16 protein-coding genes are annotated in these 24,195 nt (G+C 71.5%); 10 read left to right on the top strand and 6 right to left on the bottom strand.

Features of this window, described 5'->3' with window-relative positions; genetic code table 11:
• The first annotated feature begins 112 nt into the window (after nt 1-112).
• On the top strand, nt 113-1,237 hold the full coding sequence (locus tag Q8A52_RS07705) for a GuaB3 family IMP dehydrogenase-related protein (protein ID WP_316747445.1): 1,125 nt from the start codon (nt 113-115) through the stop codon (nt 1,235-1,237).
• A gap of 651 nt (nt 1,238-1,888) precedes the next feature.
• Here the strand turns inward: Q8A52_RS07705 and Q8A52_RS07710 are convergent.
• Nucleotides 1,889-2,407 carry a hypothetical protein gene (locus tag Q8A52_RS07710; RefSeq protein WP_316747447.1) on the bottom strand — a complete coding sequence of 173 codons (519 nt, stop codon included), beginning with the start codon at nt 2,405-2,407 and terminating at the stop codon, nt 1,889-1,891.
• A 150-nt stretch (nt 2,408-2,557) separates the two neighbouring features.
• Complete coding sequence (locus Q8A52_RS07715) at nt 2,558-3,766, bottom strand: nucleotide sugar dehydrogenase (RefSeq protein WP_316747449.1); 1,209 nt, start codon at nt 3,764-3,766, stop codon at nt 2,558-2,560.
• A 278-nt stretch (nt 3,767-4,044) separates the two neighbouring features.
• Here Q8A52_RS07715 and Q8A52_RS07720 point away from each other — a divergent pair, with 278 nt between their 5' ends.
• A complete protein-coding gene (locus tag Q8A52_RS07720; protein WP_316747451.1) occupies nt 4,045-5,751 on the top strand; it encodes a glycerol-3-phosphate dehydrogenase/oxidase in 1,707 nt (568 codons plus the stop codon).
• Nucleotides 5,752-5,818: 67 nt separating this feature from the next.
• Here Q8A52_RS07720 and Q8A52_RS07725 read toward each other — a convergent pair whose 3' ends face one another.
• Nucleotides 5,819-6,880, bottom strand: coding sequence for a serine hydrolase domain-containing protein (locus Q8A52_RS07725; protein WP_316747453.1), 1,062 nt, complete (start codon nt 6,878-6,880; stop codon nt 5,819-5,821).
• Nucleotides 6,881-7,050: 170 nt separating this feature from the next.
• On the opposite strand from Q8A52_RS07725, the gene Q8A52_RS07730 reads away from it, so the two are divergent.
• Nucleotides 7,051-9,099: a serine/threonine-protein kinase gene (locus Q8A52_RS07730; RefSeq protein WP_316747454.1), complete on the top strand. Its 2,049-nt coding sequence runs from the start codon at nt 7,051-7,053 to the stop codon at nt 9,097-9,099.
• A gap of 69 nt (nt 9,100-9,168) precedes the next feature.
• Here Q8A52_RS07730 and Q8A52_RS07735 read toward each other — a convergent pair whose 3' ends face one another.
• Together Q8A52_RS07735 and Q8A52_RS07740 are read right to left on the bottom strand one after the other, a co-directional pair.
• Nucleotides 9,169-10,524 (bottom strand): VanZ family protein, encoded by a 1,356-nt coding sequence (locus tag Q8A52_RS07735; RefSeq protein ID WP_316747457.1) that lies wholly within the window; start codon nt 10,522-10,524, stop codon nt 9,169-9,171.
• An 86-nt stretch (nt 10,525-10,610) separates the two neighbouring features.
• Nucleotides 10,611-11,030, bottom strand: a complete 420-nt coding sequence (locus tag Q8A52_RS07740) for a hypothetical protein (protein ID WP_316747459.1) — start codon at nt 11,028-11,030, stop codon at nt 10,611-10,613.
• Nucleotides 11,031-11,472: 442 nt separating this feature from the next.
• On the opposite strand from Q8A52_RS07740, the gene Q8A52_RS07745 reads away from it, so the two are divergent.
• The 4 genes from Q8A52_RS07745 to Q8A52_RS07760 all read left to right on the top strand — a co-directional run bounded on the left by Q8A52_RS07745 (nt 11,473) and on the right by Q8A52_RS07760 (nt 19,558).
• Complete coding sequence (locus Q8A52_RS07745; protein WP_316747461.1) at nt 11,473-14,229, top strand: protein kinase; 2,757 nt, start codon at nt 11,473-11,475, stop codon at nt 14,227-14,229.
• Between the two features lie 143 nt (nt 14,230-14,372).
• Nucleotides 14,373-16,148: a serine/threonine-protein kinase gene (locus Q8A52_RS07750; protein WP_316747464.1), complete on the top strand. Its 1,776-nt coding sequence runs from the start codon at nt 14,373-14,375 to the stop codon at nt 16,146-16,148.
• 58 nt (nt 16,149-16,206) lie between these two features.
• Nucleotides 16,207-17,868, top strand: coding sequence for a serine/threonine-protein kinase (locus Q8A52_RS07755; protein WP_316747466.1), 1,662 nt, complete (start codon nt 16,207-16,209; stop codon nt 17,866-17,868).
• Between the two features lie 103 nt (nt 17,869-17,971).
• Complete coding sequence (locus Q8A52_RS07760; RefSeq protein ID WP_316747467.1) at nt 17,972-19,558, top strand: serine/threonine-protein kinase; 1,587 nt, start codon at nt 17,972-17,974, stop codon at nt 19,556-19,558.
• A 13-nt stretch (nt 19,559-19,571) separates the two neighbouring features.
• On the opposite strand, the gene Q8A52_RS07765 is transcribed toward Q8A52_RS07760, so the two are convergent.
• Nucleotides 19,572-20,495 (bottom strand): AraC family transcriptional regulator, encoded by a 924-nt coding sequence (locus tag Q8A52_RS07765; protein ID WP_316747469.1) that lies wholly within the window; start codon nt 20,493-20,495, stop codon nt 19,572-19,574.
• Nucleotides 20,496-20,567: 72 nt separating this feature from the next.
• Here Q8A52_RS07765 and Q8A52_RS07770 point away from each other — a divergent pair, with 72 nt between their 5' ends.
• From Q8A52_RS07770 to Q8A52_RS07780, 3 genes are all read left to right on the top strand, one after another.
• Nucleotides 20,568-21,470, top strand: coding sequence for an MBL fold metallo-hydrolase (locus tag Q8A52_RS07770; protein ID WP_316747471.1), 903 nt, complete (start codon nt 20,568-20,570; stop codon nt 21,468-21,470).
• Nucleotides 21,471-21,515: 45 nt separating this feature from the next.
• Nucleotides 21,516-22,424, top strand: coding sequence for a serine/threonine-protein kinase (locus Q8A52_RS07775; protein ID WP_316747473.1), 909 nt, complete (start codon nt 21,516-21,518; stop codon nt 22,422-22,424).
• A 137-nt stretch (nt 22,425-22,561) separates the two neighbouring features.
• Nucleotides 22,562-24,187: a succinic semialdehyde dehydrogenase gene (locus tag Q8A52_RS07780; RefSeq protein ID WP_316747474.1), complete on the top strand. Its 1,626-nt coding sequence runs from the start codon at nt 22,562-22,564 to the stop codon at nt 24,185-24,187.
• The last annotated feature ends 8 nt before the right edge of the window (nt 24,188-24,195 follow it).

The raw sequence follows: 24,195 nt of genomic DNA on the forward strand, positions 1-24,195 counted from the left end.
AGGGCGGTCCCGGAGCTTTTGGGGCCGCCCTCGTCGTACCTGCGCGGGAGCGGTGCCGTACCCGTCGGCGATACTGGAAGACGCTGAAACGCATCAGGGAAAGGCCACAATCGTGACTGAGATCGAGATCGGGCGCGGCAAGCGCGGCCGCCGGGCGTACGCCTTCGACGACATCGCCGTCGTCCCCAGCCGCCGTACGCGGGACCCGAAGGAGGTCTCGATCGCCTGGCAGATCGACGCCTACCGCTTCGAGCTGCCCTTCCTGGCCGCCCCCATGGACTCGGTCGTCTCCCCGGCCACCGCGATCCGCATCGGCGAGCTCGGCGGCCTGGGCGTGCTGAACCTCGAGGGCCTGTGGACGCGGCACGAGGACCCGCAGCCCCTGCTGGACGAGATCGCCGAGCTGCCGGCCGAGGCCGCGACCCGCCGCCTCCAGGAGATCTACGCGGCTCCCATCAAGGAGGAGCTGATCGGCACGCGTATCAAGGAGGTGCGTGACTCCGGCGTGGTCACAGCGGCCGCGCTCTCCCCGCAGCGCACGGCGCAGTTCTCCAAGGCGGTCGTGGACGCGGGCGTCGACATCTTCGTCATCCGCGGTACGACGGTCTCGGCGGAACACGTCTCGTCCTCGCACGAGCCGCTGAACCTGAAGCAGTTCATCTACGAGCTCGACGTCCCGGTGATCGTGGGCGGCTGCGCCACCTACACCGCGGCCCTGCACCTGATGCGCACCGGCGCGGCCGGCGTCCTGGTGGGCTTCGGCGGCGGCGCCGCGCACACCACGCGCAATGTGCTGGGCATCCAGGTCCCGATGGCCACCGCCGTCGCCGATGTGGCCGCGGCCCGCCGCGACTACATGGACGAGTCCGGCGGCCGCTATGTGCACGTGATCGCGGACGGCGGCGTCGGCTGGTCCGGTGACCTCCCGAAGGCGATCGCCTGCGGCGCCGACTCCGTCATGATGGGCTCCCCGCTGGCCCGTGCCACGGATGCGCCCGGCAAGGGACACCACTGGGGCATGGAGGCGGTCAACGAGGAGCTGCCGCGGGGCAAGAAGGTCGACCTGGGCACGGTCGGCACCATCGAGGAGATCCTCACCGGTCCGTCCCACACCCCCGACGGCTCGATGAACTTCTTCGGCGCCCTGCGCCGCGCCATGGCCACCACCGGCTACAGCGAGCTCAAGGAGTTCCAGCGGGTCGAGGTGACGGTGGCGGACTCGCAGCACAAGCGGTAGTCCGTACGACGTGATGGGGGCCGGTCACCTTGCGAGGCGACCGGCCCCTTTTCGCTGTCCGGGCGGCCTTTGGGGCGCGTGGGGTGACGTGGGGGCGCGCGGTTGCCTTCGGGGCGAATACGGGCCGGTGAGCGGGGCCGAGGGCGATAGCGTCCGGGTCGGCGCCCCAGGTTTCTGAAGCGCTTGCGGATTTTCGGATGGTGAGCGGCCGCCCCCACGTTACCTAGGGGCGGACACTCCGTGATCCATCCAGGAGCCTGCCGCAGTACCGGCTGCGGTGGGCTCCACCTTGTGCGTCGGATGGTGAGCGGCCGCCCCCACGTTACCTAGGGGCGGACACTCCGTGATCCATCCAGGAGCCTGCCGCAGTACCCGCTGCGGTGGGCTCCACCTGGTTCCGTACGGTACCGGTGGGGCCAGCCGTACGCCACCAACCCCGGGGCTCGAGCCGCGCCGCGCGCCCCGTGTGCAACCGATGCGCCGCCCCCGTCGACGTCGGCCCCACGGTGAGATGGGTTTCGACCACGTCCACCGAGCCGCGGCCTTGTTCGCCACCTGCTGCGTCCACCGCCGGTCCGTACGGCTCAATACCGCGCGGAAGGGCCCGACCGCTCAAGTGGTCGGGCCCTTCCGCGTGCTGGCCGGGTCCGCTCAGGCAGCCGCCTTCCTGGCGCCCGAGAACGCGGCCCACGCGGCGATCGCGAAGAACACGAAGGTCAGCGGGTCGGCGTCGGCCTTCCAGGCCTCCTGGACGACGTCGAAGTGCTGGAAGAACACCTCGTTGAAGCTCCTGCCGACGGCGTCGGCGCCGATCATGGCCTCGCCGACCAGCTGGCCGATGTAGACGGAGCCCAGCGCGAGGATGGGGCTGACGACGGCCAGGGCGGGGTTGCGGCCGCCGAGCCTGCCGGCCGCCACTCCGATGACGAAGCCGACGCCGACCGCCGCCCAGCCGATCTCGTGCTTGGTGAGACCGATGACGACGCCGTAGATCGCGGCGGCGACCACGGCGGCGCCGAAGGCCGCGGCCAGGCCGAGCGCGATGTTGTCCTTGCGCGGCGCGGGCGGCGCCGGGGGCGGCGGTACGGCGCCCGGCTGCTGGGCGAACGGGTTGCCGTCGGCCGGGCCGGGCTGGGGCTGCGGCTGAGGCGGCGTAGCTGACTGGCTCATGACAGGAATCCCCCCACGGGACACGAAAGGCCGACCGGACATGCCGGTTGGAAAACTGGATGGTAAAGCGGAAAGGCGCACGCACGCGTGTGCGGCGAACGTGGTGGAGATTAACAGGCCCCACCGACAACGCCACCGCGGTTTTCCCCTTCAGAGCCGGTGCGCGGCCCCCGTCGGCGTGGCCCCCCGCGTGTCCAGGAGCAGCTGCGCCTTCACCGTCAGGCCCTGGAGGTCGTACGTCCGGTGCTGCTGGAGCAGGATCGTGAGGTCGGCGTCGGCCGCGGCCTCGTAGAGGGAGTCCGCGCGCGGGACCGGCCGGTCCAGGACGCTCCAGGTCGACACGAGGGGGTCGTGGTAGCTGACGGATGCACCCAGTTCCATCAGCCGCATCGCGATCTCATGGGCGGGTGTGCCCTGCTGGTCGGCGAGATCGGCCTTGTAGGTGACGCCGAGCAGCAGCACGCGCGCGCCGCGGGCCGACTTCCCGTGCTCGTTCAGGAGGGTCGCGGCGCGCTGGACGACGTACCGGGGCATCCGGCTGTTGACCTGCTGGGCCAGCTCCACCATGCGCAGCGTGCGTCCCGCGTGGCCCGTCAGGTCCTGCGGGACGCCGTGGCCGCCCACGCCGGGGCCCGGCCGGAAGGCCTGGAAGCCGAACGGCTTGGTCTCCGCGCAGCGGATGACGTCCCACAGATCGACACCCAAGTCGTGGCACAGGACGGCCATTTCGTTCACGAGCGCGATGTTGACGTGCCGGTAGTTGCTCTCCAGGAGCTGCACCGTCTCCGCCTCGCGCGGTCCACGCGCGCGTACGACCTTGTCGGTGAGCCGTGTGTAGAAGGCGGCCGCCGACTCCGTGCAGGCGGGGGTGAGGCCCCCGATGACCTTGGGGGTGTTGGCCGGGGTGAAGTCGCGGTTGCCGGGGTCGACACGGCTCGGCGCGTAAGCGAGGTGGAAGTCCCGGCCCGCGCGCAGCCCCGAGCCCTCCTCCAGCAGGGGGCGCAGGAATTCCTCGGTCGTGCCCGGATGCACGGGCGACTCCAGGATCACCGTGGTGTGCGGGCGCAGCCGCTCGGCCAGGGTGCGGGCGGCCGCCTCCACCTGACCCAGGTCGAGCCCGCCGTCCGCACCCCGCGGGGTCGGCGCGCAGATCACCGCGGTGCGTACCCGGCCCAGCCCCGCCGGGTCGCTGGCCTGCCGGAAGCCCCGCGACAGCATCCGGCGCAGCTCGGCGGGGCTGAGCGAGCCGGCCTCGGGCCCGGTGGCATATCCGAGCGTGGGGATTCCGGCGGCCACCGCCGCCTGGGCGAGGGGCAGGCCGTAGGGACCGAGTCCGATGACGGCGAGGTCTGCGGGCATGGGTGGGCCGTCCTTCCCAGTAACCGAAGCGGGACAGGTGCGCAAGCCCGGTGGACAGGACGGGCGAGTGCAATGTCAGACTAGGAGTAAATATGACCCTTATGCGGGATTGTTTCCTTGTGTCTTCCGGGGGTTCCGCGCCTGTTGTCCACAGGCTGGGGGCGAGTGGTGGCTGAAGTCGGGCATCCCGGTCAGAATTTGGGCAGGAGGAGACGGACCGGGCTTCGCCCACCGGGTGCGGCCGACGCGACCGATGTGATCGACAGCGGGAGGCAGCGGTGAGGACAGCGACACTGGGGCCGGCACAGCGCGCCGAGTCACTGGCGGCCATGGCCGAGCGTGAGCTGGACGTACTGGTCGTGGGCGGTGGAGTCGTCGGCTCCGGCACCGCGCTGGACGCGGTGACCCGCGGACTGTCCACAGGACTGGTCGAGGCCCGTGACTGGGCGTCGGGCACGTCCAGCAGGTCCAGCAAGCTGATCCACGGCGGCCTGCGCTATCTGGAGATGCTCGACTTCGCCCTCGTCCGCGAGGCACTGAAGGAACGCGGACTTCTGCTGGAGCGGCTCGCCCCCCACCTGGTCAAGCCCGTGCCGTTCCTGTACCCGCTCCAGCACAAGGGCTGGGAGCGCCTGTACGCCGGGTCGGGCGTCGCGCTCTACGACACCATGTCGATGGCCCGCGGCCATGGCCGCGGTCTGCCGGTGCACCGCCACCTGAGCCGCCGTCACGCCCTGCGCGTCGCCCCCGCCCTGCGCAAGGACGCCCTGGTCGGCGCGCTGCAGTACTACGACGCCCAGATGGACGACGCCCGCTATGTGGCGACGCTGGTGCGCACGGCGGTGTCGTACGGCGCGAAGGCCGCCAACCGCGCGCGCGTGACCGGCTTCCTGCGCGAGGGCGAACGGGTCGTCGGCGCCCGGGTGCAGGACGTGGAGGGCGGCGGCGAGTACGAGATCCACGCCAAGCAGATCGTCAACGCCACCGGTGTGTGGACCGACGACACGCAGGCGATGGTGGGCGAGCGGGGACAGTTCCACGTCCGGGCCTCCAAGGGCATCCACCTGGTCGTGCCCAAGGACCGCATCCACTCCACGACCGGCCTGATCCTGCGCACCGAGAAGTCCGTCCTGTTCGTCATCCCATGGGGCCGCCACTGGATCGTCGGTACCACCGACACCGACTGGGACCTCGACAAGGCCCACCCCGCCGCGTCCAGCGCCGACATCGACTACCTGCTGGAACACGTCAACTCGGTCCTCGCGGTGCCGCTCTCGCGCGACGACGTCCAGGGTGTCTACGCGGGACTGCGTCCGCTGCTGGCCGGAGAGTCCGACGCCACCAGCAAGTTGTCGCGCGAGCACACGGTGGCGCATCCGGCGCCGGGGCTGGTGGTTGTCGCGGGCGGCAAGTACACGACGTACCGGGTGATGGCCAAGGACGCGGTCGACGAGGCGGTGCACGGCCTCGACATGCGGGTCGCCGAATGCGTCACCGAGGACATTCCGCTGCTGGGCGCGGAGGGCTACCGGGCGCTGTGGAACGCACGGGCGCGGATCGCCGCACGGACCGGGTTGCACGTCGTGCGGGTGGAACACCTGCTGAACCGGTACGGCTCCATGGCGGAGGAGGTCCTCGACCTCATCGCCGCCGACCCCTCCCTGGGCGAACCGCTGCAGGCGGCCGACGACTATCTGCGCGCCGAGGTCGTCTACGCGGCGTCGCACGAGGGTGCACGGCACCTGGACGACGTGCTGACCCGCCGCACCCGCATCTCCATCGAGACCTTCGACCGGGGCACCCGCAGCGCCCGCGAGGCCGCCCAGCTCATGGCGCCCGTCCTCGGCTGGGACAAGGACCAGATCGAGCGCGAGGTGGAGCACTACGAGAAGCGGGTGGAGGCCGAGCGGGAGTCGCAGCTCCAGCCGGACGACCAGACGGCGGACGCGGCGCGGTTGGGGGCGCCGGACATCGTGCCGCTGTGAGCCGGCCCGGGTGACATCACCCGAACGAGTGGCACGAAGCGGGATCTTCGTTCGGAACCCGCTCGTTCTACTGGATGCGGGGGCAGAACTCGGCCGCGAGCAGCGCGGGTTCGAGGCTCGGGTTCGCCATCGTGTCCGTGTTCACACGGAAGGTGAGGACACGGCGTCCGTCGACGGTGGCCGCGGTGCGCACATAGCTGCCGGATATACGGCCGTTGTGTCCCCACACCGTGGTGCCGCACGGGAGCTTCGTCGGAAATATCCCCAAACCGTACGCGCCTTGTGCGGTACGGGTGTTGAGCATCTCACGCAGCGGGCGCGGCGGCAGCAGCTCGCCGTCCAGCAGGGCCGCGTAGAAGCGGTCCAGGTCGTCGAGCGTGGTCACCAGCTCGCCCGCCGCGCCGGCCACGCGCGGGTCGAGATCGGTGACGTCGGACCCGTTCGCCGAGTAGGCGCGGCCGTGCGGGGAGGGAAGCGTGGTGCGGGATCCGGGAAAGGAGGTGCCCGCCAGACCCAGGGGAGCGATGATGCGCCGCTCGGCCTCGAGGGCATAGGAGTGGCCGGTGACCTGTCGGACGACCATGCCGAGCAGGACGTAGTTGGTGCTGGAGTAGGAGAAGCGGCCCGGGCGGGCCGGAGGGAGGGCGAGCGCGATGGTCACGGCCTGAAGCGGGGTCAGCGGGACGGTGCCCCTGGTGACCGCGGTGAAGTCGGCGAGACCGCTGGTGTGGGTGAGCAGGGCACGCAGGGTGATGTGCCGTCCGTCGACGTGTGCTCCGCGCACCACACCCGGCAGATACCGCTCCACGGTGTCGGACAGGGACAGTCGGTGCTCGGCCGCGAGTTGCAGGACGACCGCGGCGATGAAGGTCTTGGTGATGCTGCCGGCACGGAAATGGTCCGCGCGGGCGACGCCCCGGCCCGCCTGCGCGTAGTGGGAGGCGGTCGCGTTGCCGGAGCCGTCCTCGTCGCGGGTCAGCAGGGCCGCGGCGGGCGCCCTGCCCCGGGTGACGAACAGCGGGAGGGCCGCGTCGGTGGCCTCGGCCCGGGGTGCGGTTGAGACCACGACCGGGCCGACGAGGAGGGCGAGGGAGGTCGATATGGCCGACAGTGTCCGAAGTGGCGGCATCTCGTCCCCTCCCTTGTCCAGGCCATCATCCACCCGGGCGGAACGCGTGCCTCAGGGAGTACCCCGGTGCGCGGGCCGGCCGACGGGGTGTCGGGCACCCTGGGGCATTGACCACTTGTCGGGTGAGGGACAATGGAGGCTCTGTCAGGGCGGGTTGCATGAGGGGACGCATGTCGGAGGCGGAGCGGGCGGGGACATCTCGTCAGGACACTCGTCAGGACAAGAGCGAGCGTCTTCTCGCCGGGCGGTACCGGCTGGGAGATGTGCTCGGCCGCGGCGGCATGGGCACGGTGTGGCGCGCCGAGGACGAGACCCTCGGCCGGACGGTCGCCGTCAAGGAGCTGCGGTTCCCGTCGAACATCGACGAGGAGGAGAAGCGGCGCCTGATCACGCGCACCCTGCGCGAGGCCAAGGCGATCGCCCGGATCCGCAACAACAGCGCGGTGACGGTCTTCGACGTGGTCGACGAGGACGACCGGCCGTGGATCGTGATGGAGCTCGTCGAGGGCAAGTCCCTCGCCGAGGTCATCCGTGAGGACGGCCTCCTGGAGCCCAAGCGTGCGGCCGAGGTCGGGCTCGCGATCCTCGACGTGCTGCGTTCCGCGCACCGCGAGGGCATCCTGCACCGTGATGTGAAGCCGTCCAATGTGCTGATCGCCGAGGACGGCCGGGTCGTGCTCACCGACTTCGGCATCGCGCAGGTCGAGGGCGACCCCTCCATCACCTCCACCGGCATGCTCGTCGGCGCCCCCTCCTACATCTCCCCGGAGCGGGCCCGGGGACACAAGCCGGGACCGGCGGCCGACCTGTGGTCGCTGGGCGGCCTGCTGTACGCGTCGGTCGAGGGCGTGCCGCCCTATGACAAGGGGTCGGCGATCGCGACGCTGACCGCGGTGATGACCGAGCCCCTGGAGGAGCCCAAGAACGCGGGCCCGCTCAGGGACGTCATCTACGGTCTGCTCACCAAGGACCCGGCCAAGCGCCTCGACGACGCGGGCGCGCGGGCCCTGCTCAACACAGTGCTCCACACGCCCGAGCCGGAGTCGATGGACGCGACGAGAGTCGTTCCGCTGCCCGCCCAGCCGGCAGGCTCCGAGGACAAGCGGGGCGAGGAGGCCGGGGAGAAGCTGCGCGGGGCGCTGCGTGCCGTGCGGAAGGCGGCCGGGGCGGCCACCTCGGCGGCCGCGGCACGGACGAAGAACAGCGGCGGGGGCGAAGGCACGAACGCGTCGGCAGCCGAGGGGACTTCGGCGCCCGGGAAGGCGGCGGGTGCCGGTTCCGCCGCAGCGGACACCAAGAGCGCGAGCACCGGCGGTTCGGCCGGGGCTCCTTCTCCGGCGGCGTCGCCTTCGACGCAGGGCGCCAACCTCACCGGCTCCAAGCAGAGTTCGGGGTGGCCTGTGGTGCCGCCGCCGGACCTGCCGACGCGGCCGGTGCCCAGGGCGCCGCTCACCGATGTGGTGCCGAAGCGCACCCTGGTGATCATCGCGGTGGTGGTCGTGCTCGCGATCATCGGCACCGTGCTGGCGATCACGTTCCGCGACGGTGACGACGGCAGTGGCTCCAAGGGGGCCAAGCACAGCGGGGGTTCCAAGGTCACGGCGAGTACCGGTGCCGGCGCCGACACCAAGAAGGACAAGAACGGCGGAACCCGCACGGACGGCGACGATTCAAACTCCGCCACAGCGGGCGCGACGGCGGGGAACGGGAGCACGGCGACGCCGAGCGCGAGCGCGACCGGCAGCGGTGACACCGGGTCGTCGGGCTCCGGCGACGGCGGAAGCGCGCCTGCCGTCTCCACCCACAAGGGCGGCCAGGGGTACTCGATCGGGTTGCCCAAGGGGTGGTCGTACCAGTCCACCGGCCGCGCCGGTGACCGGTACACGGGGCCACACGGGCAGAGGTTGCTTGTCGGATGGACAAGTGCCCCCAAGAACGACCCGGTTGCGGACTGGAGGAACCAAGAGGGCTCCATGGTGCGCGCCCAGTACCGGAGGATCCGCATAGAGAAGGTCGACTACCGCGGCTGGAACACGGCCGACTGGGAGTTCACCTACGTCGAGGGCGGCACCAAGTACCGCTCCATCGACCGGGGTTTTGTGGTGAACGACCACCTCGGTTACGGGCTGATGTACACCGCGCAGGCCGCGGACTGGCACAGCGGCCTGCGCGAAGACACCTGGAAGACGCTTACGAAGTCCTTTCAGCCCAAGAAGTGAGCTGTGTGCTCCTGTTCGGGCCGCACAGGCCGTACGGGTGGGGAGCCGGGGCCGTCCTTTTGCGTCAGATCAGAGAGAACTGCCCAATGCGGCGTCAGGGCCGTTCCCGTGCAGTAGCTCCCCGGTACTCGCGTCGACAAGCACGGAGACAGGGTTGTAGGAGTTACTGGTGTCACCCTGGCGGCTATAAGTGAAGTCCCACACAGTCCGCCAACTGGCGCCTTCCTTGATCAGCCTGAGCTGGGTTGCAGAAAGATGCGAATGGCGAGGGGCATGCGACACAGCGGTCTTCGATGCGTCTGCCTGCGAGACCCTGGCCCGTGGGATCCGATCAGGAGCGCGGGTGTCCTGAGCCTCCAGTTGCATGAGGCGGCCGTCCTTGGAGAACGTGACGGCGAAATGCAGGGGCATGATGACGCCATCCCGCCTCTGTCGGTATGTGACTCGCCATGCTCCGCGGAACTGAGGATCCGGGTCGGCGGACACTTCCGTGGCGGCGGAAGCCCAAGGGAAATTACCGGAAACCAGCTTGGCGGCGAGGGTTTTGGCCCGCGTTCGGTTATCGATTCCTGTGTGGTTCGAGTATCCCTTGAGGGGTATTCCCGTGCTGCTCCAGAGCTGGTGAATCTTCGCGTCCGGCCAGGAAAACTCAGCGTTTCCGTTCTTCCAGGAGGCAACGAGGGTGCGCTGGCCCGCCCCGTAGTCATTGGGGAGATTCGAAATCTGTGTTCTCGTCACATGAATTCTATCGGACAGCGCCTCGAGGGTGTGAGAAACAGATCTCTCCTGACTGGAGCTCGCTTCCGTTATCGGCGTGCTCGAGTCCACGAAAACCATCGTCGTAGTGAAGAGCCCGGCGATCGCCACCACTCCCATGACGCCACCGGTCGCCAACAGTCCCCGGCCGCCGCCCGAAGCATTGGCCCTCTCCCTGGACGGGCTGTTCCGCAGCAGCGAAATCACGATGAGGCACACTGCACCGAGCAGCGCGCCAAGGGTGTTCGCGACGAAATCGTTGCTGTCGCAGGCGCGCCCGATCCCCGGAAGGGCTGCCTGAGTGAACTCGATGGCCATCGAGAGGGTCGAGGACACGACCACGGAGCCGGCGTACGAAGCGCCGGCCAGAGCGAAGAAGAGGCCGACGGGGGCGAACAGGGCGACGTTGAGCAGCCATTGCTCGGTGCCGACGGACCCAAGGAAATCCTTGCTGATCGTACATGTGCCGGAATAGCCCGAAGAGCCCTTCGCCGGCGTGAGCGTCGCAGAGAGGGCTACGCCCACGCCTGCGCCCGCCAATGCCCAAGAGAAGCGCTTTGGACGGTTGATCCGATGGCCGAGCAGAAAACCGGCGAGTGCGAGCACTGAAGAACTCGTCACCAGGAGAACAGCCAGAAGAGGCTGTGCGGAGAATATAGCCCTGATCATGTAAGCACCCTTGTATTGCAGCGGGGCTGAACGAAGTGACTCTTCCGTTCAGCCCCGCGCCGCTTTACCGACAGCCTGTCAGTGCGTCAGCCGTAGTACTCGGAGATCGACTGCGGCGGCGTCGCAAACTGGCCCTGACCCTGCACCTGGATCAGGCCCGTCACGTTGACGGTGCGGTCGAAGGGCACATTGTCGAAGTACTTTCGGTACGTGTGCCCGGAGGAAAGGCTGCTGTAGCTGCCGGCCCACACCGTCCCATTCGGAGTGGAGAAGCCACCCTTGACGTATATGGTGGAACCGGAGAACTTGCTGTAGTCCACCTCGATCTTACGGGTGTTCGTGTAACCGTCGGACGAGTGGTAAATGCGAATGCAAAGGTCGCCGTTGCTGAGCGTGGTGCACTCATAGCCCTTGCCGCCCCAGGCGCTTGCCTCGCCGGCGCTGAACGTCAGAGGGAGAAGCGAGAGAGCGACACCGCTGACCAGCAGTCGCATTGCCTTTTTCATGCGTGCTCCAAATCAAAGAGGCGCAGTTGTTGCGCGGGCCGAACATTACAGGCCAGTGGCTCGAAATTAAAATGGCCTCTTGGCGGCCTTTTGAGAGAGAAGTTCCTCATTGTCCTCGCCGGATCAAGAGAATCGTCGAATGGTCAACGAAAAGCGGAAGCTCTTAATCCGATAAACCCTCGCTCGGCCTCGCGGCGGGCCTGGAGTGGCGGTGAAGCGGGATGCCCGCCGGCTGCGGCGCTGAAGGATGCGGACGAGGCTCGCGAGGTCGGGTCCCCGGAGCCGGGCTACGGTTGAAGCCGCGAGAATCCGTCATCCCCTCAATGCGAGTTGCCTGTGGCACGTATCGTGAGTGGTTGCGGACCGTACGCATCCAGCTGTGTGCGCGGAACGGGCCGCAAGGCGAACGGATTTGACCAACCGGGCGGCCGGGGGAGGCAATGTGGACGACTATGCGGGTCGGGTGCTCGCCGACCGCTACCGCCTGCCGCTGCCGCCCTCCGACGAGTACGAACTCACCGAGACCCGCGCCTTCGACACCTACAGCGGGCAGGAAGTCCTGGTGCGGCAGGTGCTGTTGCCGGAGGTCGTCGAGGCGGAGGTGCTCGACGCGGACGGACTGCCCGACGGTTTCACCGCGCGTGACCGTCGGTCACGGCGCCCGCCGACCGCGCGGACGGCCACGCGCCGGCCCGCCGACCCGGCCGTGCGGCGCGCCCTGGAGGCCGCGCAGGCCGCGGCCGGCATCCCCGACCATCCGCGGCTCGACCAGGTCTTCGACGTGTTCGCCGAGGGCGGTTCGCTGTGGATAGTCAGTGAACTGGTGCCCGCGCGCCCGCTGGCCGCGCTGCTGGCCGAGAAGCCGCTGACGCCCTACCGGGCGGCCGAGGTCGCCTCCGACGTCCTGATGGCGCTGCGGGTCCTGCACGCCCATGGCTGGGTGCACCGCAACATCACCGCCCGCACGGTCCTCGTCTGCGACGACGGCCGCGTGATGCTCACCGGCCTCGCGGTCGGCGCGGCGGAGGAGGCGCTGTGCGGGTACGACCCGGTGCCGGTCCAGGAGGGTTTCCCGGAAGGGCCGACGGGCGGCGCGGCCGGCACTGCCGGGGGCGGCGCCGGGCACGGCGTCGGCGGCCCGGGTGTTTCCGCCGGTGCCCCCGGCCCCGTTGAGGCCGATCCCGAGGCGGCTCGGCGTGCCGCGATCCAGGCGCGGGCGGCCGGAGGGCTGCCCGCGGCCGGGGCGGACGGCTCCGGCGCGGCCGGAGCTTCCGGGGCGCCCACCCGCTGGGCGTTGGAGAGCGGCGGGGACATCCGGGCGGCACGGGCCGGGGCGATCGCCGCGTATCGGGCGGGCGCACGGGCTGCCGCCCGGGTGCAGCAGGCCCAGAACGGGCGAGCCGCGCTCCCCGGGGCGCGTCGGCCCGCCGACGGCGACACCGGCGCCGTCTCGCGGCCGGATGGCCCGGACCAGCCGCCGTACGCCGCCGGGCAGGGCGAGGAGCAAAACCACCGGACCCACACGACGCCGCCCGGCCAGATCGCCGATCCCTACGGCGTCCACGCCGCCCCCTGGCACGGCGCCTCCCCCCGCACCACTCCCGGCGGCACACCCCCGGCGGTGGACAACGGCCGTCGGCCATCGGCCCTTCCGCCGGCCGAAACCGCCCCGGGGAGCACCCCTGCCCCAGGGGCCGAACAGGGCCCGGGCCCTGCCCCCGCCCTGGACGTCGACGGGCTGCTTCCCGCGCCCGCGCTGCCACCGCAACACGGCCGCACCCCCGGTTCCCGCATCGGCGCAGGCGGTGGCGGACCGGCGCCCGCCGCCGACGCGGGCGGACTGCCCCTCCCGGCCCCTGCCCTCCCCCCGGCCGCCACCACCGACACCCCCCGACCCCCGGCCCGCTGGGACGAGCCGGCCGCCGCGGCCCCGCCCCGGCGGGGACCGGCCACCGCGCTCGCCGCCGAGCGGGCCCGGCAGGTGCGGATGACCGTCGTGGGGCCGGTCACCGAGCGATGGGCGCCGGAGCAGGCCGGGCCGGTGCACGAGAACTGGCAACTGGCGGCGCCGATCGGGCCCGCCACCGACCTGTGGGCGCTCGGGGCGCTGCTCTTCCGGGCCGTACAGGGGCATGCGCCGTATCCGGAGGAGTCGACGGCCGAGCTGGTGCAGCTGGTGTGCGCGGAGCCGCCCGCCTTCGCGGAGGAGTGCGGTCCGCTCAGGCCGGTCGTCGAGTCGCTGCTGCGCCAGGACCCCACCGAGCGCTTGGACTTCGAGGAGCTGCGCGGCTGGCTGCGGTCCCTGGTGCGGTCCGCCCCCGAGCCCGAGGCCGGCGCGCATGTCGTCGCCGCCCCGCCCGTCGACCCGAGTCGGCTGCCGATCGTGCGCCGGCGCGGCGAGCTGGTGCGCAGGCGGCGCACCGGGCTGCCCGCAACCGGCCCGCACGGGCGGCACAAGCGGGCCAAGCAGGAGTCCGGGTCCCCGCGCCGACTCGGCCGCACCCTGCTCCTGCTGATCCTGCTCCTGCTGGCCGGCGCGGTCGCCTACGCCATGCTCTTCTTGCCGAAGGCGGACGGCAGCGGCGCGGCGAGCGGCTCTCGCACGGGTTCCGCCGGCCAGGCGAGCCAGGCGCCCGCGCCCAGCGACAAGCCGACGAACGGACAGAGCACAGGGGCGTCGAGCAGCCCGTCCGCCTCCGAGTCGGCCCCCTCCACCGAGACCCAGACCACCACCGACCCGGACGTCGCCGACGGGTTCACCCTGCGCAAGGACCCCGAGGGCTTCCAGGTCGCCGTGGCCAAGGGCTGGGACCGCACGCCCAAGAACGGGCTCGGACAGGTGGTCTACTCGCACGGGGACTTCGAGCTCATCGTCGTACCGGGCCGGGACAGGGCGTCCAAGTACGGCAGTGATCCGATGACCTACCAGCGGGACAAGGAGAACGAGCTCCAGCCCTACCGCGGCTCCAGCTGGGCCACGGCCACCGGCCTCCGGACCATCCAGGTGGGCGACCGGACCATGGCTGAGGGGCAGTTCACCTGGACCGACGACCAGGGGCGCGACCTGTTCGTCCGCAACATCGCCATTCTCATCGGCGGTCGCTACCACGTGGTGCAGGTACGTGGCCCGGAGGCGCAGCGGGACGAGGTGACGCGGTTGTACGAGCAGGCTTCGGCGACGTACAAGTACACCGGCTGAGCCGTGCCGACCAGTGGTTCCCTCCTTTCACCAGAAGCGAAAACCGTCACAGTGCGGTTTCCTTGGGACCCCGCTTGTTCCATGCAGGCAGGCCGGTCCTTAGTCTGACCCTGTCAAGAGCATTGCGGGGCAACGTGAATCAGATGCAGGGCCTGCTCATCGCGGGCCGCTACCGGCTTGCCGACTCCATCGGCAGCGGCGGCATGGGCCGGGTGTGGCGCGCCCACGACGAGGTGCTGCACCGGGCAGTCGCCATCAAGGAGTTGACCGCTGCGCTCTACGTCTCGGAGAGCGACCAGACCGTTCTGCTTGCCCGTACCCGGGCCGAGGCCCGTGCGGCCGCGCGCATCAACCACTCCGCCGTCGTCACCGTGCACGACGTTCTCGAGCACGACGGCCGTCCGTGGATCGTGATGGAGCTGGTCGAGGGCAACTCGCTGGCCGACGCGGTGAAGGAGCAGGGCCGGCTCGAGCCGCGCGAGGCCGCGCGCATCGGACTGTGGGTGCTGCGGGCGCTGCGCGCCGCGCACTCCGCCGGCGTTCTGCACCGCGACATCAAGCCCGGCAACGTGCTGCTCGGCCAGGACGGCCGGGTGCTGCTCACCGACTTCGGCATCGCCCAGATCGAGGGCGACACCACCATCACCCGTACGGGAGAGGTCGTCGGCTCGGTCGACTACCTCGCCCCGGAGCGGGTGCGGGGCCACGACCCGGGCCCGTCCTCCGACCTGTGGGCGCTGGGCGCCACGCTGTACACGGCGGTGGAGGGCCGCTCGCCGTTCCGCCGCACCTCACCGCTGAGCACGATGCAGGCGGTCGTCGAGGAGGAGGCCGCCGACCTCCAGTACGGCGGCCCGCTCGGGCCCGTCATCACCGCCCTGCTCCGCAAGGATCCGGCCGAACGGCCTGGCGCGGAGGAGACGGAGCAGATGCTCGCCGAGGCGGCGGAGGGCCGGCGGCCGAGCTCGGCGCAGGTGTATGTGCCGACGCAGCACGACGGCTCTCGTCACGGCTCGTGGGGTGAGCACGGGTCCGGCGCGGGGCCCCAGCACGCCCCCGCCTCCGGGACCGGATCGCAGTACGGATCGGGAGCCGGGCAGCCGCAGTACGGACCGGGAGCCGGATCGCAGTACGGGTCCGGCGCGGGATCGCCGTACGGGCCCGGGACCGCACCCCAGTACGGGCCGGGCACGACCCCTCCCGGCCTTCCGCCGACCGGACCGACGGCGATCGACTCGGCTGCCACGCCCGTCCCGGCGTCGGCCCCCGCCCGCCCCCGGCGCCGGCTCCGTACGCTCGCCCTCGTCGTCGCCTTCGCCGCCGTGCTCGGCGGCGGGGCCGCGGTGGTGTACCAGAAGCTCGGCCCGGGGCGGGACACGGGCGCCCACGCGTCCGAGACCACGCCGGCGCCGGCGGACACGGCCACCGGCACCCCGGGCCCCGATGGCGCCATCTGGACGACGCACAAGGACCCGTGGGGCTTCGAGCTCTCCCTGCCCAAGAACTGGAAGCGCACGGTGTACGAGGTCAAGGGCGACCTCAGACAGGTCGACTACTCGCCCGACAACGGCCTGCACTTCCTCCGCGTCGCCATCGACACCTCACCGGACTTCGCCGACCCGTACCGGCACCAGCAGGACCTGGAACAGCAGCTCCAGCGGCTGGTCGGCTACAAGCGGGTGACCCTGGAGGAGACCACCTACCGCGACCGCAAGGCCTCGCTGTGGGAGTACACCTGGGACGCACTGAAGAAGGACCCGCCGCACGTCGCCGGGCCGCGCCGCGCGATCGACGAGGCGTACATCTCCCGCGAGGGAGTGGAGTACGCGCTCTACATGTCCTCGCCCGCGGAGGGCTGGGAGACGGCGAGCAAGCAGTTCAAGTGGGTGCTGCAGAGCTGGCAGCCCGACGCGTCCTGACGGGCTTGGCCGGACGGCGACCCGGAGCGGAGCCGTCCGGTGCGGCATGATGGGGCCCATGGGGACCGAGGGGGACGACTTCCGTGTGATTGCGGGCCGTTACCGTCTGGAGGCCCGCATCGGGCGCGGCGGGATGGGTGTCGTATGGCGGGCGACCGACCAGCTGCTGGGCCGGCAGGTGGCGGTCAAGGAGCTCGCCCAGGACGACTCCCTCTCGGACGACGACGCCCGACGGCGCCGTGACCGCACCCTCCGTGAGGCCCGTGCAGTGGCCCAGCTGCGCCACTCGCACATCATCGTGGTGCACGACGTCGCGGAGCACGACGAGCGGCCGTACATCGTGATGGAGCTGATCGACGGCGGATCGCTCGCCGACCGCATCTCCGCGCACGGTCCGGTCGACGCCGCCGAGGCCGCCCGTATCGGCATCGACCTGCTGAGCGCGCTGCGCACCGCGCACGCGGCCGGTGTTCTGCACCGGGACATCAAGCCCGCGAACGTCCTGGTCGAGTCCGGCACCGACCGGGTCGTCCTCACCGACTTCGGTATCGCGCAGGTCGCGGGCGCCACCACGCTCACCGAGACCGGTTCCTTCGTGGGCTCGCCGGAGTACACCGCGCCCGAGCGGATGTCCGGGGTCAGGACCGGGCCGGAGTCCGACCTGTGGTCGCTCGGCGCGCTGCTGTGCGCGGTGCTGAGCGGCGAGTCGCCGTTCCGGCGCGACTCGCTCGGCGGCATCCTGCACGCCGTCGTCGCCGGCGAGATCCGCCCGCCCGCGCAGGCCGAGCCGCTGCTGCCCGTCGTACGGGGGCTGCTGGAGCGCGATCCGGACCGGCGGCTGGACGCCGCGGAGGCCGAGCGGATGCTGCGGGCGTTCCTGGAGACGGGGCGTACGCCCGCGAGTACGTCCGGCAAGAGCCGTACGCCCGGGCTCGGCTCGGGCCGTACACCGAAACTGCAGGTCCCCTACACGCCGACCCAGCACGATGTGCCCCGCCCGGCGCCGACGCCGCCCGCGACGGATCCGCAGGCCAGGCACTCCACGCGGGGCGTGCTGGTGGCGGCGCTGCTCGTCGCCGCGATGGCGGGGGCGGGGGTGTCCGCGGCGGCCCTGCTGATGAAGGGGGGCGGCGGGGACGGCGGCGGTGTGCCGACGAGTTCGGCGCCGCACACGTCCGCGACCACGCCGACGGCATCGGCGGTCACCCCGACGGTCACCGTGACCCGCTCCCCGTCCGGCAACGCCCCCCTGTCCCCGAGCGCGGCCAACACCCATACGGCGCCATCGGGTTACCGCATCGCCGAGGACCCGGGCGGATTCTCCGTCGCCGTACCCGAGGGGTTCACGCGCAAGCCGCAGGGCGAGCGCATCTTCTACATGTCGCCCGGGGAGACCTTCCGCCTCGGCATCAAGGTGTCCGACCCCGAAACGGGCGGTCCGCTGGCCGTGATGCGCCGCGCGGCCGCCGAGGGCCCGAGCGCCAACCCCGGCTACCACGACGGCCGGGTCACCCGGACCACGCACAACGGACACCCCGCCGCGCTCTGGGAGTTCAGCTGGAACGGCTTCAGCACGGCGGAGGGACCCCGGCACACCTACGACCTGTGCTGGGAGGAGGCCGGGCAGTTGTACGACGTGTGGGTGTCGGCGCCGGTCGGCAAGGTGCGGGAGGCGCGGGAGTACTTCGACGTCGCGGTGGACACGTTCGTACGGTCCTGAAACAGCCGTGAACGGGAGATTCCCGGCAGCCTGGGTCACGGGTCTGTGACCGGTCTGCACTACCTGTGGAAGCGCCGGCGCGTGGCGCGGTATGGATGGACCCATGAGAGGCAACGGGGGAGCCCGTCAAGGGGCCGACGAGCCAACGAGTTTCGGTCTGCAACCGCCGAACCCGCCCGCGCACCTGCCCCATCCGGGCAATCCGTACGCCGAGCGGCTGATCGCCGGTCGCTACCGGCTGCTCGCCAAGCTCGGCCATGGCGGAATGGGCACGGTGTGGCGGGCCAAGGACGAGACGGTGGACCGCGAGGTCGCGGTGAAGGAGCCGCGCGTACCGGACCATCTTCCCGAGCGTGAACGTGCCAACGCCTTCGAGCGAATGCGCCGCGAGGCGCGTGCGGCGGCCAGGCTCGACCACCCGGCGGTGGTGAACGTCCACGACGTGGCGATCGTGGACGGCAAGCCGTGGATCGTCATGGAGCTGGTCCACGGACGGTCGCTCGGCGACGCCCTCCAGGAGGGCACCCTCGACGCGCGCGAGGCGGCCCGGATCGGTCTCCAGGTGCTGGGCGCGCTGGAGGCGGCGCACGCGGCGGGCGTCCTGCACCGCGACGTCAAGCCGGACAACGTCCTGCTCGGCCGGCACGACCGGGTCGTCCTCACCGACTTCGGCATCGCACAGATCGAGGGTGAGACCAACCTGACGGACACGGGCGGCTTCGTGGGCTCGCCCGAGTACATCGCGCCGGAACGGGTGCTCGGGCAGCGGCCCGGCCCGGCGAGCGACCTGTGGTCCCTGGGCGTGGTCCTGTACGCGGCCACGGAGGGTGTCTCGCCCTTCCGCCGCAGCAACACCCCCGCCACCCTCCAGTCCGTCCTCAACGCAACGCCCGCGCCGCCCGCCTCCGCGCAGGGCCCGCTGGCCGAGGCCATCAACGGCCTCCTCCAGAAGGACCCGGTCCACCGCCCGAACGCGGCCCGGGTCCGCGCCCTGCTGGAGACGGCCGCGAACCCGCCCGCCCCGGCGCCCACCCGGGTCGTGCAGGTCACCGGCCCCGTGGCGCCCTCCCGTCGGCTCGGCCGCAAGGCGTGGCTGGGCGTGGGCGCGCTGGTCGTCGCGGCGGCGGTGGCGGGGTACCTGGTGCTTGCCGACCCCTTCGCGGGGCCGCTCCCCGACGGCTGGACGAAGGCTGCGAGCCCCGGGCTCGGCGTGACGGTGGCGTTCCCCGAGACGTACGAACCGGGGCACCCGGCCAAGGACGACTCCGACAAGAACTGGGTCAGCTACACCGACCAGAGCGGTGCCATCCGGATCGCCCTGAACCTGGCCAGGAAGTCAGGCGACTCCCTCCACGAGATCAAGAACTCCGCGCCGGCCCAGATGTACGCCGACAACGAGAAGTTCAAGAGCGACGGCGAGTACACCCTCGGCATGCCCAAGGGGCCGCGGACGAGAGTGGACGGTGATGCCAAGTACCACGGCAGGCAGGCGGCGATGACCACCGTCGTCTACACCACCGACGACAGTCAGAATCCGCGCCCCCGCGAACTGCAGATCTTCTACTACAGGACCAAGTCCGGGGACATGTACAAGCTCACCGTCAGCTACCCGGGCAAGGGCGACTTCACCGCCCGCGGGCGGGAGGTGGCGAAGACGGCGATCGCGAACCTGGGCGTCGACAAGCTCTGACCGCGCCGGGGCTTCATCCGACCCGGACGCGCTCCCGGTACCTCCCCGGAGTGACCCCGAACTCACGGCTGAACGCATGGGAGAGGGCGTAGGGGCTGCCGTAGCCGCTCTCGCGGGCCACGGCGGCCAGGGGTACGTCCGTGTCCCGCAGCCGCCTGGCCGCCAGCGTCAGCCGCCACCAGGTGAGATACGCCATCGGCGGGCGGCCCACCAGTGCCGTGAAGCGGCGGGCCAGCGTCGCGCGGGAGACGCCCGCCTCGGTGGCCAGGCGGGCGTTCGTCCAGGCGGCCGCGGGGGCCGCGTGCAGGGCGCGCAGGGCGGCCGTCGTCACCGGGTCGGTCAGGACCGCCGGCCAGGCTCCCGTCTCCGCCTCCGTCATCCAGGCCCGGACCATGTAGACGAGCAGGAGGTCCAGCAGGCTCGGCAGGGCGAGCGCCGCACCCGGGCGGCTGTCGGTCAGCTCGTGGGCCAACAGGTCCACGGCGGAGCGCAGTTCGGGGTGGGCGCCGACTCGGTTGCGCAGGTGCACCACCTTCGGCAGCTCCGCCATCAGCGGATGCACCCGGCTGCGGTCCAGCCGGTACTTGCCGCACAGCAGCTCCACCTCGGACCTGCGGGCGCCGGTCCCAGGAGGTCCCACGAACGGGCCGCTCACCTGCTCGAACGGCACCGCTCGGGCCAAGTCCCGGGCCTCCACCGGCCCGTCGGCGAGCACATGCCCGGTCCCGTGCGGCAGCAGCACCACGTCCCCCGCGCCCAGCGCCACCGGCTCGCCGCCCCCGTCCGGCAGGAGCCAGCACGCGCCGCCCAGGACGACGTGGAAACCGGCGCCTTCGTAGGGCGCCAGGCGCACGCACCAACGGCCCCGCACCCGCAGGCGGTTGGAGGAAGGCCTGCCCTGGCGGACAGCGGAGATCGCGTCGCTCACCACATCCATGAGACGCAAGCGTATCCGGATGAGCCGGACAGGCATTGGGAAGCTCATGCAGGAGCTCCTAGTGTCCTTGTCATGGCAGATGACAACGTGCAGAGCTTCCTTATCGGTGACGTCGAGGTCCTCCGGATCGTGGAATGGCAGGGGTCCTTCGCGCCGGCCCGGCGACTGGTCCCGGACGCCGGACCCGAGCTGTGGAAGGCGTACGGCGAGCAGCTCGCCCCGGACCACTGGGACCCCGCCGCCGACCGCGCCGTGTCGGCGCTCCAGACCTGGGTGCTGCGCAGCGGCGGGCGGACCGTGCTGGTCGACACGGGAGTGGGGAAGGGGCGGGAGAGGCCCGGCAATCCCCTCTTCCACCAGCGGGACGGCGATCTCCCGGGGCGCCTGGAGCGGGCGGGCATCCGCCCCGAGGACGTCGACGTGGTCGTCAACACGCACATCCACGCGGACCACGTCGGCTGGAACACCCATGACGTGGACGGGGAGTGGGTGCCCACGTTTCCCCGGGCCCAGTACCTTCTCCCGGCCGCCGACGACGTCCACTTCGGGCCGGAGAACGAGTACGCGGGCGGCGTACGGGTGGACGACCGGCTCCTCTACGAGGACAGCGTGGCGCCCGTGCACCGGGCGGGGCTGGCCGTGCGGTGGGAGGGGGAGCACCGCATCGACGAGCACCTCACCCTGGAGCCCGCCCCCGGCCACACCCCCGGTTCCAGCGTCCTGAGGCTGGCCTCGGGCGGCGAACGTGCCGTCTTCGTCGGCGACTTGCTCCACAGCCCGGTGCAGATCCTGCGGCCCGAGTGCAACAGCTGCTTCTGCCTCGATCCGCACAGGGCCGCGCAGAGCAGGCGGCGGGTGCTCGAACGGGCGGCCGAAGAGCGGGAGTTGGTGGTTCCCGCGCACTTCGGCGGGGCCGGTGGCGTGGAGGTACGGCGGGAGGGCGGCGGCTTCTCCCTTCACCGGTGGGCCGCCTGACCGCCCGCTTCGACAAGAGCCCGGGACGCACGGTACTCATGAGGCATGAGCGAAGGCGGCGAACATGCGCCCGACGGACGCGAATCCGACGGGTTTCTGGTCGGCGGGCGCTACCGGCTGACCGAGCGCATCGGCTCCGGCACGACGGGCACCGTGTGGCGGGCGCGCGACGAGGCGGGGGAGCGGGACGTCGCCGTCAAGGAGCTCCGGCTCGCCGGTGACCCGGAGGACGAGGACCACCGCAGGGGCGTCCACCGGCTGCACCACGAGGCGCGGGCCGCCTCCCGCGTCGACCATCCCGCCGCCCTCTCCATCCACGAGGTCGTGGTCGAGGACGGACTTCCCTGGATCGTCATGGAGTTCGTCCACGGGGAGTCGCTCCGCGCGGCCCTCGAACGCGGGCTCCTCGACCCCACCGAGGCCGCGCGGGTCGGGCTCGCCGTCCTCGGTGCCCTGCGCGCCGCGCACTCCGTCGGCATCGTGCACCGTGACGTCAGGCCGGAGAACGTCCTCCTGGAATCCGGCACCGACCGCGTGGTCCTCACCAACTTCGGCATCGGCCACGGCCCCGTCCCCGGCGACACCGCCGGCTTCGTCGCCCCGGAGCAGCTGGCGGGGCGCGGCGCCGGGCCCGCCTCCGACCTCTGGTCCCTGGGCGCCCTGCTGCACGCCGCCGTGGACCACGACCATGAGCACGCCGGATCGCTCTCGGCGCTGCTCGCGCGGCTCCGGGCGGAGGTGCCGGAGGAGCGGCCGGGAGCGGAGGAGGTGGCGGCGGTACTGGAGGACATCGCCGGGGTGCCCTCGCCGCCGCCGGTACTCGAGCCCGTACCCGAGCCGGAGCCCGTGCGGATACCGGCGCCCGTACCCGCGCCCGACATGACACCCCCACCGCGGCGCCCCCTCCTCACCGCTCTCGGCCTGCTCCTCCCGAAAAAACCGGAAGCGCACTGAATCACCGGACGATCGTCGCCGCACAACCCCTGATCAGCGCATTTGCTGCCAGTGGTCACTGGCGGTGTGTGAGCGGTCCGTGAATCCCCGTTACCGGCGGGTACCCAAAGCTCCCGCCCCGGCATACCCTGCGCCTCATGACCGACTCGCAGGCCCCGGAACAGGCCACGGAAATCACTGGCACGAATCCCCTCGCCCCCGCCCCCGCGGGCGCCCGTACCGCCGCCGACGTGGTCACCCCGGAGCTGGTCGCCCAGCTCACCAAGGGCGTGGTCGGCTCCGGCCGTACCGCCAACCACACGCCCTTCACCGGCGAGAAGCTGGCCGATCTGCCCGAGTCCACCCCCGAGGACGTGGCCAAGGCCTTCGAGGCCGCCCGTGCCGCCCAGGCCGTCTGGGCCCAGCGGCCGGTACGCGAGCGCGCGGCCGTCCTCCTGCGCTTCCACGACCTGGTCCTCGAGCGCCAGGCCGAGGTGCTCGACCTCATCCAGCTGGAGACCGGCAAGGCCCGCCTCCACGCCCATGAGGAGGTCCAGGCCGTCGCCGTCGCCTCCCGGCACTACGGCCGCAAGGCGCCCGCCTACCTGGGGCCGAAGCGGCACGCCGGTGCCATGCCGACCCTGACCAGGGTGACCGAGCTGCGCCACCCGCGCGGTGTGGTCGGCCAGATCGCCCCCTGGAACTACCCCCTCGAGCTCTCCGTCGGCGACGCCCTGCCCGCCTTCGTCGCGGGCAACGCCGTGGTCATGAAGCCCGACACCGAGACCTGCCTGACGGCCCTGTGGGCCCGGGACCTGCTGATCGAGGCCGGCCTGCCCGCCGATGTCTTCCAGGTCGTGCTCGGCGAGGGTCCGGTCGTCGGCCCGGAGGTCGTCAAGCACGCCGACTACGTCTCCTTCACCGGCTCCACCCGCACCGGCCGTGAGGTCGCCCAGGGCGCCGCCGCCCGCCTGGTCGGGGTCTCCCTCGAACTCGGCGGCAAGAACGCCATGCTGGTCCTGGAGGACGCCGACATCGAGAAGGCGGCGGCCGGCGCGGTCCGCGCCTGCTTCTCCTCCGCGGGCCAGCTCTGCATCTCCATCGAGCGGCTGTACGTCCACGAGTCGATCGCCGAAGCCTTCCTGGAGCGCTTCGCCGCCCGTACGAAGGCCATGCGGCTCGGCAGGTCCCTGGCCTACGGGGCCGACATGGGCTCGCTGGTCGGCGAGCGGCAGCTGGAGACCGTCAAGCGGCATGTCGAGGAGGCCGTCGCCAAGGGCGCCAGGCTGGTCGCCGGCGGGGTCGCCCGACCCGACGTCGGCCCGTACTTCTTCGAGCCGACCATCCTCGACGGCGTCGAGACCCCGATGGCCGTGTGCGCGGAGGAGACCTTCGGCCCGGTCGTCTCCATCTACCGCTTCAAGACCGACGACGAGGCCGTCGATGCCGCCAACTCCACGCCGTACGGCCTCAATTCCTCGGTCTGGACGAAGGACGGCCGACGCGGACGCGACGTCGCCTCCCGGCTGCGCACCGGCACCGTGAACGTCAACGAGGGCTACGCCCCGGCCTATGGCAGCGTCCAGTCCCCGATGGGCGGGATGAAGGACTCCGGCCTCGGCCGCCGGCACGGCTCCGAGGGCATCCTCAAGTACACCGAGGCCCAGACCGTCGCCCAGCAGCGGCTGCTGCCGATGGCTCCGTCGCTGGGCATGGACGACGAGAAGTACGCGCAGTTCATGAGCCGGAGCCTCCGGCTGATGAAGGCGTTCCGCTTCCGCTAGACAGAACC

It is taken from the genome of Streptomyces herbicida (assembly GCF_032656585.1).
GTDB classification, from domain to species: Bacteria; Actinomycetota; Actinomycetes; order Streptomycetales; family Streptomycetaceae; genus Streptomyces; species Streptomyces herbicida.

Excerpts from the sequence above, each read along its gene's own strand:
- Q8A52_RS07780 (WP_316747474.1), top strand. The coding sequence starts at position 22,562 with ATGACCGACTCGCAGGCCCCGGAACAGGCCACGGAAATCACTGGCACG.
- Q8A52_RS07750 (WP_316747464.1), top strand. The coding sequence starts at position 14,373 with ATGCAGGGCCTGCTCATCGCGGGCCGCTACCGGCTTGCCGACTCCATC.
- Q8A52_RS07775 (WP_316747473.1), top strand. The coding sequence starts at position 21,516 with ATGAGCGAAGGCGGCGAACATGCGCCCGACGGACGCGAATCCGACGGG.
- Q8A52_RS07755 (WP_316747466.1), top strand. The coding sequence starts at position 16,207 with ATGGGGACCGAGGGGGACGACTTCCGTGTGATTGCGGGCCGTTACCGT.
- Q8A52_RS07760 (WP_316747467.1), top strand. The coding sequence starts at position 17,972 with ATGAGAGGCAACGGGGGAGCCCGTCAAGGGGCCGACGAGCCAACGAGT.
- Q8A52_RS07715 (WP_316747449.1), bottom strand. The coding sequence starts at position 3,766 with ATGCCCGCAGACCTCGCCGTCATCGGACTCGGTCCCTACGGCCTGCCC.
- Q8A52_RS07735 (WP_316747457.1), bottom strand. The coding sequence starts at position 10,524 with ATGATCAGGGCTATATTCTCCGCACAGCCTCTTCTGGCTGTTCTCCTG.
- Q8A52_RS07770 (WP_316747471.1), top strand. The coding sequence starts at position 20,568 with ATGGCAGATGACAACGTGCAGAGCTTCCTTATCGGTGACGTCGAGGTC.
- Q8A52_RS07710 (WP_316747447.1), bottom strand. The coding sequence starts at position 2,407 with ATGAGCCAGTCAGCTACGCCGCCTCAGCCGCAGCCCCAGCCCGGCCCG.
- Q8A52_RS07740 (WP_316747459.1), bottom strand. The coding sequence starts at position 11,030 with ATGAAAAAGGCAATGCGACTGCTGGTCAGCGGTGTCGCTCTCTCGCTT.
- Q8A52_RS07730 (WP_316747454.1), top strand. The coding sequence starts at position 7,051 with ATGTCGGAGGCGGAGCGGGCGGGGACATCTCGTCAGGACACTCGTCAG.
- Q8A52_RS07725 (WP_316747453.1), bottom strand. The coding sequence starts at position 6,880 with ATGCCGCCACTTCGGACACTGTCGGCCATATCGACCTCCCTCGCCCTC.
- Q8A52_RS07765 (WP_316747469.1), bottom strand. The coding sequence starts at position 20,495 with ATGGATGTGGTGAGCGACGCGATCTCCGCTGTCCGCCAGGGCAGGCCT.